16 protein-coding genes are annotated in these 14413 nt (G+C 31.4%); 7 read left to right on the top strand and 9 right to left on the bottom strand.

Annotated elements, in window-relative coordinates:
* Positions 1–84: 84 nt before the first annotated feature.
* Genes WKU33_RS10365 through WKU33_RS10345 form a run of 5 tightly spaced genes read right to left on the bottom strand, consistent with a single transcriptional unit; the run spans position 85 to position 4254 of the window.
* Positions 85–1641, bottom strand: coding sequence for a hypothetical protein (locus tag WKU33_RS10365; RefSeq protein WP_336253392.1), 1557 nt, complete (start codon positions 1639–1641; stop codon positions 85–87).
* Positions 1631–2332 carry an ABC transporter ATP-binding protein gene (locus WKU33_RS10360; protein ID WP_336253393.1) on the bottom strand — a complete coding sequence of 234 codons (702 nt, stop codon included), beginning with the start codon at positions 2330–2332 and terminating at the stop codon, positions 1631–1633. The genes WKU33_RS10365 and WKU33_RS10360 overlap by 11 nt, the downstream gene beginning before the upstream one ends.
* 18 nt (positions 2333–2350) lie before the next feature.
* Entirely contained in the window at positions 2351–3127 is a 777-nt protein-coding gene (locus WKU33_RS10355) for an ABC transporter permease (protein ID WP_336253394.1), read from the bottom strand.
* On the bottom strand, positions 3124–4029 hold the full coding sequence (locus tag WKU33_RS10350; protein WP_336253395.1) for an ABC transporter ATP-binding protein: 906 nt from the start codon (positions 4027–4029) through the stop codon (positions 3124–3126). The genes WKU33_RS10355 and WKU33_RS10350 overlap by 4 nt, the downstream gene beginning before the upstream one ends.
* Positions 4030–4035: 6 nt before the next feature.
* Positions 4036–4254, bottom strand: a complete 219-nt coding sequence (locus WKU33_RS10345; protein WP_336253396.1) for a PLD nuclease N-terminal domain-containing protein — start codon at positions 4252–4254, stop codon at positions 4036–4038.
* A gap of 157 nt (positions 4255–4411) precedes the next feature.
* On the opposite strand from WKU33_RS10345, the gene WKU33_RS10340 reads away from it, so the two are divergent.
* Together WKU33_RS10340 and WKU33_RS10335 are read left to right on the top strand one after the other, a co-directional pair.
* On the top strand, positions 4412–4948 hold the full coding sequence (locus WKU33_RS10340; protein WP_233406722.1) for a helix-turn-helix domain-containing protein: 537 nt from the start codon (positions 4412–4414) through the stop codon (positions 4946–4948).
* Between the two features lie 135 nt (positions 4949–5083).
* Positions 5084–5659 (top strand): GNAT family N-acetyltransferase, encoded by a 576-nt coding sequence (locus WKU33_RS10335; RefSeq protein WP_199419875.1) that lies wholly within the window; start codon positions 5084–5086, stop codon positions 5657–5659.
* Between the two features lie 365 nt (positions 5660–6024).
* Here the strand turns inward: WKU33_RS10335 and WKU33_RS10330 are convergent, their stop codons facing one another.
* Both WKU33_RS10330 and WKU33_RS10325 read right to left on the bottom strand, forming a co-directional pair.
* Positions 6025–7005 (bottom strand): phosphotransferase enzyme family protein, encoded by a 981-nt coding sequence (locus tag WKU33_RS10330; RefSeq protein ID WP_336253397.1) that lies wholly within the window; start codon positions 7003–7005, stop codon positions 6025–6027.
* A 185-nt stretch (positions 7006–7190) separates the two neighbouring features.
* A complete protein-coding gene (locus WKU33_RS10325; RefSeq protein ID WP_199419873.1) occupies positions 7191–7454 on the bottom strand; it encodes a PH domain-containing protein in 264 nt (87 codons plus the stop codon).
* Between the two features lie 693 nt (positions 7455–8147).
* Here WKU33_RS10325 and WKU33_RS10320 point away from each other — a divergent pair.
* From WKU33_RS10320 to WKU33_RS19095, 3 genes are all read left to right on the top strand, one after another.
* Positions 8148–8585, top strand: coding sequence for an RNA polymerase sigma factor (locus WKU33_RS10320; RefSeq protein ID WP_149472855.1), 438 nt, complete (start codon positions 8148–8150; stop codon positions 8583–8585).
* On the top strand, positions 8569–8823 hold the full coding sequence (locus tag WKU33_RS10315) for a helix-turn-helix domain-containing protein (RefSeq protein WP_336253398.1): 255 nt from the start codon (positions 8569–8571) through the stop codon (positions 8821–8823). The genes WKU33_RS10320 and WKU33_RS10315 overlap by 17 nt, the downstream gene beginning before the upstream one ends.
* 337 nt (positions 8824–9160) lie before the next feature.
* Complete coding sequence (locus tag WKU33_RS19095; protein ID WP_445321696.1) at positions 9161–9571, top strand: SHOCT domain-containing protein; 411 nt, start codon at positions 9161–9163, stop codon at positions 9569–9571.
* Here the strand turns inward: WKU33_RS19095 and drcB are convergent.
* Together drcB and drcA are read right to left on the bottom strand one after the other, a co-directional pair.
* Positions 9540–11465, bottom strand: a complete 1926-nt coding sequence (drcB, locus tag WKU33_RS10305) for a daptomycin efflux ABC transporter permease drcB (RefSeq protein WP_340454447.1) — start codon at positions 11463–11465, stop codon at positions 9540–9542. The genes WKU33_RS19095 and drcB overlap by 32 nt on opposite strands.
* Positions 11452–12219, bottom strand: coding sequence for a daptomycin efflux ABC transporter ATP-binding protein drcA (gene drcA, locus WKU33_RS10300; RefSeq protein WP_336253561.1), 768 nt, complete (start codon positions 12217–12219; stop codon positions 11452–11454). Before drcA ends, drcB begins: the two co-directional genes overlap by 14 nt.
* 205 nt (positions 12220–12424) lie before the next feature.
* Between drcA and WKU33_RS10295 the strand changes: the two genes are divergently transcribed.
* Together WKU33_RS10295 and WKU33_RS10290 are read left to right on the top strand one after the other, a co-directional pair.
* The gene (locus WKU33_RS10295) at positions 12425–13096 is read left to right on the top strand and encodes a response regulator transcription factor (RefSeq protein WP_340454443.1); all 672 of its coding nucleotides are present in this window, start codon (positions 12425–12427) and stop codon (positions 13094–13096) included.
* Positions 13093–14118 (top strand): sensor histidine kinase, encoded by a 1026-nt coding sequence (locus tag WKU33_RS10290; protein ID WP_340454441.1) that lies wholly within the window; start codon positions 13093–13095, stop codon positions 14116–14118. The genes WKU33_RS10295 and WKU33_RS10290 overlap by 4 nt, the downstream gene beginning before the upstream one ends.
* Positions 14119–14413 lie beyond the last annotated feature (295 nt).

Genomic DNA, 14413 nt, shown 5'->3' with positions numbered 1-14413 from the left:
CAAGATAACTTTAATGATATACCTTGTATTTGCACTGCACCTTAGGTGACATTCAGAGCAGTCAACTTTTTAATTGTAGGCGTATTAAGTATTTGCATATATTTTTTTTCTAAGAAAAATTACTAAAACAATGGCTAAAACTGCTAGAACTGAAAGTAAAAGAATTTGACTTATATTCATCATCAACCCAATTGCATGAATGATGAGAAATAAACTAACAACTGGTATGGAAGTAACCATCCCTATTACAACATTGAAATTCGATTTAATCGCATCAGATGCCTTTTCCCAATCTACCATTGGCTTTTTCTTATCAAATAATGGTGCTAATAGATTATTTAACAAACATAAAATAATCAAAAAAATGAGCATAAGTATACTGTTAACAGTAAATCCTTCCATCACAAAGTAAACAACAAAGCTAATAACAATACTGATGATATTCATAATTGTTATATAAATCACTTTGGCTGTATTTAATAAAGATTCATTTAAAGGCATATATTTTTGTGTAGCGTACAATTTTCCCTCTTTAGAATAGACTGTTCCTATTTGATTATTAAAGATGCACATAAGAAATACAACATAAGAATATACAATGAAAAAGTTTGCTTTTAAAAAAGAAATATCTAATAGGTTAAAAATATTTTCTTTAAATAAAAGAACAATGAACCCAATAATAATTGGCATTATGACTGTTATCAACATTTGTACTCTAAAGTAGGCATAAGATTGAATGATTAAATTTTCTCTTTGCATATAAAATAACAGGTCACTTTTTGAGAATAGCATCCTCTTTTGATTAATAGCCAAAGGTTTGGAATCTAATTGTGAATTAATCTTATATCTTTTTGCTATATTATAACTTGCTACTGTAAACATAAAGAAATTAGTAAAAGATAGTAACAATAATAAGATGATATATTTTACGGCTTCATTGTTTCCAAGCAACGATGTCATTATTGGTAAAGATGATATCACATGGTGTATAAATAAAATTAACTCATCCACGAATTGTAAGGCACTCATACCATGTACGTTAAAATGAATTTCTTTTAAATTAACGAAGGAAACAAATGAATAGATCGCCCCTCCCCATAAGCATAGAATAACCAGACTGTTTACAATTAAAAAATGGGCATGACTTTTAAAATACTTTCTGATTAAATATAAAATAGACATTGGTACGTAATGGATCAATATAATTAACAAAACAAATAATGGAATAAATAAAAGATATTTTAATAAAATCATCCATTCAAACTTCATGATCATGAATAGTACGGTTATCCATTGAGGAGCGAGCGAAAATGTTAATGGTAAAAGCATGCTACTTATTATTTTCGACCTCATAATATCTTGTTCACTTATTGGAAGATAAATTAACTTTTCATATTCTTCATTAGACAATAACAATGCATATGAGAAATAAAGCGTTGTTAGTCCACTTAAAATGAATACAAGTAAAATATTTAAAATGATTAATGTACTCACATCATGTCTCAAAAATATGTAACCATTTACTACAAATAGTTGCATAAAAAAATAAACAATTGCAATAGTTAAGACAACACGGATGCTCTTTTGCCTTGGTAATTTATAATAATCATTCATAAATAATTGAATTAATTCAATATTCATCATATTGATTCTCCATAAAAATACTTTCTAAAGAGCCAGTTTTAGTTGCACTATCCATATCATCTTGGAGAACTATTTTTCCATCTTTTAATATAGCAATTTTAGTACAGATTTTCTCAGCAATATCTAATAGATGAGTCGAAAAAATAGCTGTTCCACCATTTTGGACATAGTTATTTAATGATTCTTTAAATGTAACCATTGCATGTGGATCAAGTCCATTCATCGGTTCATCCATAATAATGATTTTAGGATGTATTGTAAAAGCCGCTATTAAAGCCAATTTATGCAACATACCATAGGAATAGGAACCAACTTGTTTATCTAAATCATGCTCTAAATCAAATTCCTGTATATATTTGTTTAATACATCTATTTTATTGCATTCATAGATTCGCATTAAAAATAATAACCAATTTCTTGCAGTTACATGGTTGAACACTTGAATCGTATCTGGTATATAAAAAAATTGTTTTTTATAATCAACGCTTGAACTTTTATTTATTCCGTTTATTTGTATTATTCCATTATCTTCCTCTATGATCCCAGTAATAATATTTAATGTGGTACTTTTACCAGCTCCGTTTCCACCTACAAATGCTAATATATCATTCTCTTTCACATGTAAATTAATTCCTTTTAAAACAGGCTTTCCATCAAATGATTTTATAAGTGATACAACTTGTAACATAAATATCTCCTCCATTCTCTATTCTTTTCTAATACTTAATTTTTGAACCGTTAAATAAATTAGAATGATTGACCAAAGAACAGTAACTACTATATGAATAAATATTTCTGAACCTTGACCTGTAATAATTTGATTCATTGCTTCAGCAGATATTGTAGATGGCAACAAAAGATCAAGTATACGATTCCAGCCCTTCATCATATGAATCATAAACAAAATACCAATAGAGCTAATGGCAAGAATAGCTGTTTGTTTAAATACGGCACTCATTAATAAAACTAAAGCAACTATAAATGCAATCCAAAAGGAATAGTAGGCAAATCCAAGTAACACATTTTGAATTGGAATTGGGTCAAATAAAAAAACAGTGTAACCATACGAAATCAAATAACCAACGCTAATAGAGAAAAGAACTAATAATAAATGAGAAGAGTATTTAGATAATACGTAAGATATTAGGCTGACAGGCTTGGTCAAAATAATATCTAACATTCCATCCTTCCTGTCCATCTGTATCATTCCCATAATGCTAATAACAATAACCATTACACCTAACTGATCAAATTGGGAACCGATCGTACTAGCTAAAACTTCGCCACTTGTCTGTTTCATCACTAACGGATCTATTGTAATTCCTTCACTTCCCCCAAAAGTCTCCAGTAAAAGTGGCATATAATAAGTAACAACAGGCTGCATAAGCCCTAGTAAAATAAATACAATAGGGAACCATATTATTTTCCACTCCATCAAAAACTGTTTCCATTCTTTTTTTAATAGGACCTTATATTGTTTCATTTTTTCACCACCAAATTTAAGAATATATCTTCTAAATTTTCTCTGTATATTTCTATTTTTTTGTAGTTAATTCGCTTCTCGTTGATTATTTTCATTACATCAAATTTGTTTTTATCTATATCAGTCACTTCTATCAAATATCGATCATGCTGCTTTTTAATATTTTTTACATAAGTTTGTTTGTTTAATAGTTCTTCTATATAAATGTCTTCATTAACCAATTCAATACTTAATGTATTTTGAAATCTACTTCCAAAAATGTCTTCATTATTTGTGTCAGCGACTAATTCTCCATCTTTCAAAATAACAAAGCGATCACATATTTCTTCTGCATCACTCAAAATATGTGTAGATAGTAATACGGTTGTATTGTTTTTAATTTGTTGAATTAATTGAATGATTTCACGTCTACCAACTGGATCTAATGCTGAAACAGGTTCATCTAATATAACAAAGGTCGGTTTATGAAGAAGAGCCTGCGCAATTCCAAGACGCTGCTTCATACCACCTGAGAGTGTTACAATGCGATCTTCCTCATTATTCTCTAGACCTACCGTATGCAACAATTCTTTTATTCGTTGTTGTAATGTTTTATCAGGTATTTCAAATAACTGCCCCATAAATATTAGTGATTCTTTTACTCTCATCCATTCATAAAATGTTGGGTATTGAGGTAAGTATCCTACCGCCTTTTTCATTTTAGTCATTTCTTTATTATCCAGTTTGATCATTCCTGAATCCTGTTGAAGTATTCCCGTAATCATTTTCATGATTGTTGATTTTCCAGCTCCATTGGGACCAATTAAACCAACGCATTCACCAGAATGAATATGTAATGAAAAATTATTGATTACTTTCTTTTCCTTGAATGCTTTATTTACTTTTTGCATAACTAATTCCATTGATTATCACCCTTTCTTTCTACCAATAACTAAATATAGTACAGATCCAAATGTATTAAAAAGCAAAATGACAATGATCCAAAAAAGTTTCTTGTCTCGACTCTCTCTGTAAATGTACATATCAAGAAAAGCAATAAACATTAATATAACATTTACTAATAAGATCGGAATGAGTATCGGCAAAACTGCATGCCAATCAACTTCATACAACTGATCAAAATTCATTATTATTCTCCTTTGTTTTAAAAATAATTACTCATAATTAAATTCAGTTTCATTATTGATAATGATAATGTATAATGGAGTGAAAAGCAAGTTGATTTGTGGAAATTTAATTATTATATATAATTGGTTTGAAGCCATAAGTAAAGGAGCACTACTAATGAGAAAAATGGAAGTACTTATACACCCGATTAGAATGAAAATTGCATTAGCATTAATGGATAAGAAAGATGAAGGGATGACAACTTTAGAAATTGCCAAAAAGCTTAAAGATGTTTCTCAAGCAACTTTATATAGACATATTCAACATATGCAGGATTCAAATGTAATTTTTGTTATACGACAAGAAAAAGTGCGATCAGTAATGGAAAACTACTATGCCTTAAATGAAAATGCCATTAAAATTGAGGAAGAAGATTGGGATAATGCAAAAGATGAAGATAAAATCGACTTTATTTCTTACTATCAATTATTTATCTTACAACAATATCAAAGTTACTTAGATTTTTTAAAATCAGAAAATATTAATAAAGACCTTTCCACTTTTTCAATCATGGAATTAAACCTAACGGATGAAGAATTTATCAGTTTTCAAGACGATCTTTCCAAACTTCTATATACGTATCATCAAAAAGAAAAAAATAAGGATTCAATTGCAAGAACGGTTGCACTTACAATTATTCCTTATAATTATTAAGATTATCAATGGTTTTTGGATAAGGTCATATGTAATCCCGGCAGAGGAGTGGATCGAGACTAATTATTAACATGTTAAATAAGTCGACACGGAATAGTGATTTTTCTTTATAATTTAAATCAAATGGAGGATACGATGACTAAAAATAAGTTACAATTTCCAGAATTAATTCCTATTATCAATACTGAAAGATTAATATTAAAGCAAGCTAATGCCTCAGATGCTGTCGACATGCATACTTATTTATCAGACGAATGTGTAAGGAGGTACATGGGTATACACCCATATGAATCGATACAAGAGACAAAAAAAGAAATTAAATGGTATGAAAATATATTTAAAGAACAAACTGGAATAAGGTGGGGCATTTCTTTAAAAGATGATCCTAAAATAATCGGAAGCTGTGGTTTTCTAAATATTAGTAAAGCAAATATGCGCGCTGAAATTGGTTATGAATTACATCGAAAATTTTGGGGAAAAGGTCTTATGAGTGAAGCATTAGCAAATATTTTACAATATGGGTTTAAAGACATGAACATAAATAGGATTGAAGCGTTAGTTGAACCTGAAAATATCGCCTCGTTAAAATTATTAGAAAATTTTCATTTTGTAAAGGAAGGATTATTGAGACAATATGAATATGGTACGGGAAAATACGATGATTTATATATGTATTCATTGTTAAATGAGGAGTTTATTAGAAGCGAATGAACAGCTACGCTGAACAATGAAAGTCTGAATGATTACTATGATGTAATGGGGTAAATCATGATGGATCAATTATGGAATTAAATCAAACGGTTTTCAAGACAATCTGGGCTTGTCAAATAAAGTATGAAAGTTCACTATACTCAATGAATTTTAAAACTCTATCTTTAAGCTCATCATGAAGGAGCAGCTGGTTCCTGACCATGGCCCAGTTTTGGATATGCCCGGGAGTATAAACTGAACTGCGAAGCAAGAGTTGTATGCTCTCTCACTTATACAGTTCAGTTTACACTTCCCAATTCCAAATTGCTATATCAAAAAGAAAAATAACGATTTAATTATAAGAACCGTTGCACTTTCTCAAATCGTTATAGAAGTGATTTTATGTCATTATCGTTTATATTTAGATATGGAATATGCTTTTCAATATTGTTCTTCATTTTTTTTAGCATGTTAGTAACCTGAACTTGTTTTTTTTGTTCCACGCTTAAGTAATTTATAAAATAAACGTAGGAATAAATTTGTCGATAGTTAATGAAAAATGGTATCTTTAACAATGATTTCTCATTTAATTGATTTGCTCTCATATATCCCCTAATAAAAGAAGAAAGAAAAGTCATTGCAAATTCCTTTCTTTTTTTCTGCTCATTCGCTTGTATACTTTGGATCGCATGATACAACGATATTGCTATATCATTAGCAAACCAATGAAATATCCCGTCACCGAAGTCAAATAAAACTAACTCATTATGGTCTAAATAGAAATTTTGTTGGTGCAAATCATGATGGATAAAACCGTAAGAATGAGGGTCTTTTGGAAATTGTTTCATCTGACTTATAAATTTATTCCATTGCGAATGTATTGTCTTTCCTAGTTCAGGGGGAGATACAATTATATCTTCCTTATTCCATTGTAATGTTTTAAAAATATCATTAGAGAATTGAAAACTTTTTGCTGCCACATGCATTTTGCCCATCGTTTTTCCCCAAATATAAAATAAATGATCATCCCATTCATTCGAATTCATATCATTAACCGGAGTTCCTTTTGCTTTTTCATAAGCCACAACATGATACTTCTGATTAAAAATATTGCAAGCTGTTACAATTAATTCACCATTAATTGTAGGTATAGGAGAGGTTACTATAACATCAGCACCTTGTAAGTGTCGAATCCAATTTAATTCAGCTTTTATTCGTTCAATTGAATATTTTTGAGTAGTATAAAATTTTAAAACAATCGACTTATCTTGCCCAATACATTCAAGGACATTGTTTTCGAAACCTCCAAGTAATTTTATATCTGTTGGAATTATTTCATATTCCGTTATTACTTTATCTATTGGCAACTTATCCAGAATATTCACCCCTAAATTGCTTTCTTATCTAACAACTTATATTTATAATGCAACTATTTACAGGACTCTGATATTTTGAATTTCATGCTACATCATTATTGTTATATCATTGGCAACGTTTCATAATCAGGGTGGATATAATTCTATTGATAATGCACATCAAAACTATTCCAATATTATTTTGCACTGCTATCTATCCGCTTTTTTAACTCTCTTATAAATAAAGACTTCTCTTTAGGTGATATTTTAATCTCTCCATAACCACCAGCATATATAATTTTTATTCCGTCCTTAGCAGACAGCATTCTGAAACCAACCAAAAAATCTTCAATTGTAAATGTAACTAACTTTACATTAAGTATTTTGTTATATGGAATTCGTTTTATAAAAAGCCCTGCTTTTAAAGATAAGGTCTTTCTTAAGAACGTACTTAAGATCAAAAATACACCAAATAAAAATCAATATCGGTAAAGAGAATATAAGCAAAAATAATATAACATCAAGATCAGAGTGTTCTTTTTTTAATAAAAAGCCTAAAATGAAACCAATTAGACTATAAGATATAATACTACAGATAAAAACTATGTGAAAAGTCTTATCTCTCTTACCTTTAAAAGTTATAACCAAATACCTCCTTTTATACTTGGATTGTTAAAATAATTATCTTTTATTTTTATATCAACAAATAGTTTCATTATTGATAATGATAATATATAATTGGTTAAAAAGCAACAAACAAAATTGTAACTAATACAAAATCAGAATTAATGGATAACAACTTTTAATATAGCTAAAAACGATATGAATTTATTGTTTGGACTACAAAAACTATATAGAAATTTAATCGCGGTATTAAGAGGATATCACCGTGTTTATTTTAATCCTAATTCGATACCGTGTTACATAACCAAAAAGGCTTAAAGTTCTATAAAAGCATTGAAGCAATAACCATTTAATAATATGTATAAATTTTTACTCCCACCTGACTTATGTTCAGTTGGGCTTTTTTGTATCTAATGAATATTTTTTTAAAATATTGCTCTTATTTTTGGCATTTCATAAAAAATCTTGTTGAAGGTTATGAAAGAGGAAATCATCACCCACCTTTGCAGTTGCGAAGGGAGAGGAAATGCATGATAGAACCAGATCGTACCGAGTGGCAAGTTCGCTGTGCATTTAATGCTTTTTGTAAACGTGTATTGAAGAATGAAGCAATCAATATTTTCAACGAAAGACAACAACGACAAGCAAAGGAGATGACATTTTCTGATCTCACACCACAAGAAGAAAATCAACTCTATACCTTAGATCAGCAATATGAAGGAGAAGAAGGACAAAGTTTTCAAGTGGTTGGAAAGAAAATAACTCCGAAATTACTCGCTGAAGCGTTGCGTACTTTGCCAATAGAAAAGCGTAAGACAGTCCTACTATACTATTTTTTTGATAAATCAGATGTAGAAATAGCCGAACTACTAGAGATTCCTCGTAGTACGGTTCAGTATAGACGGACAAGCTCTTTTAAAAGGTTAAAGCGATTTTTGGAGGAACATGCAGATGACTGGGATGATTGATGCTAACACAAAAGACAACGAATGTGGCTTATTACCGTATCCAATTATTTTAGCTGCAAATAAGGGTGATCCAGAAGCGATGAATTACGTTATTTTGCATTATGGAAGCTATATGGCAAGTTTGTCTATGCGTAAACTTTATGATGAGCGTGGTAATACGTATTGGGGCATTGATGTAGACACACATGATCGTTTACGTTCGAAGCTTATGCATAGCATTTTAGCTTTCAAGATTTGATTACATGGTTAAGTTTTCCCTTTCACATATATTGTTCTTTGACAAAGAAAGCACGGAAGATAACACCGTGCAGTATAGACCGAAAATCAGATACGTTCTACTGATGATGAGCTACTTGATTCATACGCCATGACTTTCGATAGAAACGAGCGATTATCTATGAGTCTAATACAATCGTGGTGGATTGCTGGCGATAACCCATCAGTATGGATAATGATACTCCTCTACCGTCATGGTTCGAACGTTCAAAGCGTCGCAAGCTATGAGTAGGGCTGGAAGAAATACTTGCAGGGGTGAAATTCCCGTGGAGCTGTACCAACAGCCGTCTGATTTTTAATTGATTAATTATAAGGGGGCGTGTTTTTTGAAACAGAATTTGATTCCTTATAGTATGCAAATTGCTATGTTAAAACAACTGCTAACCCGTAAATTGATTACTGAGAAAGAATATTACATGGTTCAAAATAAATTAATGAAAAAATATGGCATCATTTCTGATAGTACAGGCTTAATTGTGTTTCTATTGGCGATACATTTTGTATGGGAGTTATCATATTTCCAATCATTCGATTTTTTGATGTTAGAAGATTTAAGGATGTTCAAATTGAACTTCAATAATATAATCGGTCTAGATTCTAGAGCAATGAGGATTTTTTTAACAAAGGAATACATGACAAAACACCTCTCGAACCGAACATTCGAGAGATGTTTCGCTCTTATTTGTTTACAATGCGATTGTACGTATTAACAGTTAATACATAATAGACTGCATAGATGATAACAAAGAAGACTATAGCCATTAGAATAGGGAAGATAAGATTGATTCCAATTAGATTAGAAATAAAGTTGCTAGTAAAGTACAATGTCACACAACTATGCAATATTCCTACGGTTAGTGGCAATCCGAACACAAATAATGACTGTCTTTTGATTGATTTACGTATATCTTTTTTATTGACACCGATTTTTCTAAGGATTTCATAGTGTCCTTTCGCCTCATTCGCTTCTGTTAACTGTTTGAAATAAATGATACTTCCACTTGCCGCTAAAAATACAAGCCCCAAAAATCCAAAAATAAAAAGAGTAATTGCGTTTCCTTCTTTACCTTGCTTATACTCAGTATAAAATGATGAAGAAACTTGAAAATCGTTTCCAACCAGTTTATTTACTTTCTTTGATGTGGCTTGTGCCGTTACTTCATTTTCCACTTCATATACTTTATAAGTTAATGGAGCCTCTTTTTTGGCTATCTCAGCAAACATTTCGTTACTGACTACGAGAAAGAAATCGGGATAATCGAAAGGTAGCACATTACTTTCAACCATATGAACAAATGGCAGTTTGCTGCTTCCTTGAGGCAATTGAATCGTTATATTTTCTCCTTTAAAAACCGACTTCGTATATTCAGTAAACCTTGGCTGGATTACTGCTGCTTGATTTCTTGATAGTGAGACTGTTTCATCCTTATTTAAAGCATTCGCTGCTTTATTAAATGTACTTTCTGAGATTAATTGCACAGGATTTATGTCATAATCCAGTTGAAATGAGAGTATTGCTTTTACCTGAATGACGGGTATGTCTAGTTGGGCTTTTATTGGATGTCGATGATCTGCTTTTATTATGCTCTCCACCTGCGAATCAAATTCTGGACCTTTTGACAAATGCGAATAGCTGAACGGAACAACTTCCTCAGCTCTTTTTTCGTTGCTGTAATACCCACTGTAAGTTGCACCTAAGAAACAGATCGTTGCAGAACTCAACAATGCAATGACTGTAAAGGTACGTGCATTCCCTCTAATACGAAACAGTAAGCGAGATGTTTCAATTATTCTAGTTCCTCTGTAATAACGCGACTTATTTTTTTGTGATAATCTTAATAAATAGACCGTTACAGATTGAAAAAATAAATGGGTGCCAATGACGAGAGCAACAAAAGCAATACCATAATTTTTCATTAAATATTCCGTAGTAAATTCGTCAGGAAATGGTTTTAATATCAGCCAGTAACTAACGACAAGCAATATAACTCCGATAACAGCCGAAATAAGTGAAACCTTTGGAATTTGTTCTCCTTTTTTCTCATCATAGAATAATTCGATTAATGTAAAACGATAAATCAAACGGTAACCTTGAACAGAAGTGAATAAAATAATGACCATAAAGACTATGACTGTTTGGGTAATCGCTAGAATGGAAATACCGAAGTCCACATCGGCAATTGAACCCATAAGTTTTATTAAAATCATTGCAAATAATTTGGAAAGTAAGGTTCCAAGAATAATTCCAATAACTATTGCAATGATTCCCATAATCAAATTTTCATAAAATAACATTTTTGCAATGGTTTTCTTGCGTAAACCAAGTATGGCGTACAATCCGACTTCTTTCTTCCTTTTTCTTGTGAAGAATGAATTGGAGTATAAAATAAAGATTGCTACGAATAAAATTAAGATAATTGATGATACCCCAAACATGAAACTCATTGTATCCGACAATTCAATGCTTTCCTGAATTTTTTCGCTATATTGCAAGGAAGTGAACGTATAATAAATAACCATGCTGAATACGAGCGTAACAAAATAGACAAAATAATTATTGAAATTACCTTTAATATTTTTCCTTGCTAAACTAAATAATGTCATTTGCTCCACCCCCCAGTGCGGATAGAACATCCAACACCTTGTTGAAAAATTCTTTGCGGGATCTTTTCCCTTTCACAAGTTCTGTGAAGATTTTACCGTCTTTAATAAATAGGACGCGATTACAATAACTTGCCGCATAAGCATCATGGGTAACCATTAAAATGGTTGCCTTGTCTTGTTCATTTAGATCCTTTAAACTTTCTAACAAGTCTGTTGCTGATTTCGAATCCAACGCACCTGTTGGTTCATCTGCCAATATTAGGCTTGGCTTTGAAATAATCGCTCGCGAAGCTGCCGTGCGTTGCTTTTGTCCACCAGAAATTTGATACGGGTACTTATTTAAAATGTCGCGAATTCCAAATTTATCTGCCACTTCATCTGCTCTTCGTTCCAATTCTTTAATGTTCAATTTTGCCAAGGCTAACGGCAAGATAATATTTTCTTTCACAGTTAAAGTATCTAATAAATTATAGTCTTGGAAAAGGAAACCAAGTTTGTCACGGCGAAAGGCAGATAATTGTTCTTCATTCATCTTTGTCAAATTGATTCCGTCAACCACGATGTTACCCGTAGTCGGCTCGTCAATAGTTGCCAATATATTTAGTAAAGTTGATTTACCAGCACCCGAGGGTCCCATAATACCGACGAATTCACCTTCCATGACCGTTAAGTCTATATCCTCCAAAGCTGAAAATACATTTCCCTTTGCACCATAGACTTTTTTTATTTGTTTTGCTTCGACTACAATATTCATATATAAATCCTCCATTCAGAGCTGTTTTTCTACAATTTAATTGTACAATAGGAAGCCTTAATATAAACTTACAGCTTGATCTCGTAACCTTACATTTTCGTCACATTGATAAAAAGTATCTTTAAACACGATGTTTTCTTTGTATATTGGTCGATATTCAATTAATATGATGTTACAGAAGGATGATTGTTTGGAGGGAAGAGGAATGAAAATCATGATTGTGGAAGATGATTTGACCATTCGTGATATGGTAGGGGAAACATTAGAAAAGTGGGGTTTTGAAACCGTTAAGATTGAAGACTTTGACCAAATCATGCAGGTATTTCTTAATCATGATCCTCACCTAGTCATCATGGATATCAATTTGCCATCGTTTGACGGATTTTACTGGTGTAGTAAAATCAGAGAAATTTCAAAGGTCCCTATGATCTTTCTCTCTTCCCGTGATACACCAATGGATATAGTGATGTCGATGAACATGGGAGGAGATGATTATATTCAAAAACCTTTCCATATGGATGTATTGATTGCAAAAATTAATGCACTCCTCCGCAGAACGTATTCCTATATGGAAACACAGTCTCAGACAATGGAACATGATGGAATTATATTAAATCTTGAAAACGGAGAGGTCTTACATGGAGATCGAAAATCGGAACTCACGAAAACAGAATTTCATATTTTAAAAATTCTTATGAAAAATAAAGGAATCATCGTCAGTCGTACGAAAATAATGCGTAGCCTTTGGAAGAATGAAAATTTCGTGGACGAAAATACATTGACGGTTAATATTGCTCGCCTGCGTAAAAAACTTGTTGAGCTTGGAAAAGAACACTTTATTACAACTAAGAAAGGACAAGGTTATATAATTCAATGAATTTCTTTCATTACTTAAAAGATAAACGAAATTTCTTTATATTAAACATGATCATTATGTTCTTTGTTTCTTTGATGATGATTGTGAGCACAGATTCCAGAAACGCTGTAAGTAATATCGTCTATATCAATATGGTTATCTTTTTTATTGTAGCTATATACGTAATCATCGAATACTATTACAATAGAGAATTTTATCGGGAATTAAATGATTTGATTGAAAGTAACCATGAAGAATTTCTCGCAACTCTGCCTAAACCGCGAAACGATGAACAATTGTTATATCTTGAGTTATTAAAAAAAGTAAATAGTGTGCATGGCGATCAATTACAAAAGTTGTATAACGAAAAAATGGATCATCAAGACTTTATTACATCTTGGATTCATGAAGTCAAGGTTCCGATTGCGGCAGGTCGCTTGCTTATGGAAAACAGTAATGGAAGAACTGTTGAATACCTTGTGGACAAGTTTGAAGATGAGTTGGATAGAATCGAAAATTACGTGGAGCAGGCTCTTTATTATTCTCGCATTGATTCTTTTTCCAAAGATTATTTTATTTCCGAGGTAGTGTTGGATCAAGTTGCTAAAAACAGTGTAAAGAAATATGCCAAATCTTTTATTAACAAGCAAATTCGTTTTCATATGAACAATATTGAACAGGTTGTCCATACCGACAGTAAATGGCTTGGTTTTATTATGGATCAAGTTTTTTCAAATTCTTTAAAATATACAGGTGAAGGCGGGGAAATCTCCGTACAATTTGAGGAAGATCGAAAAGAAAAGCGGCTACAGATTCAAGATACAGGCATTGGAATTAAGCCAGAGGATATCAGCCGCGTATTTGAAAAAGGATTTACAGGATTTATTGGGAGAAGTCATGCCAAATCTACCGGTTTAGGTCTCTACCTTGCAAAAGAAATGGCTCTTAAATTAGGACATGACCTTTCCATTCATTCAGAAGACGGGAAATATACGAAGGTCATCATCCACTTTCCAAAAATCAGAAATTATTATCATTTATAAGTATAATGGTGGGGTTAAAGAAATTGGTTAATCGGAAAATAGTATCAAATTAAAGGTGTTCAAGTAGAATAATGTTTATCGTAAGGCTTAAGAAATATTAAATAATATAGCCAATAGTAAGTGCATTAATTGAAAATAGCTATAACCAGGTTTTTATTATATTTTGATCGATTTTTTCAAAAATTGTTCTATTAATACCACGATTTAAAAAACTTTATTTTGTATTATTCATTATTATGTTCGATCAGTTTTTATGTGAATTGTAATAAAATAGAGTTTGACATTTAAAGTATTT

This window comes from Oceanobacillus sp. HCA-5259 (genome assembly GCF_037892815.1).
GTDB lineage: Bacteria > Bacillota > Bacilli > Bacillales > Amphibacillaceae > Oceanobacillus > Oceanobacillus indicireducens.
This window is presented reverse-complemented; position numbering and strand designations above follow the sequence as displayed.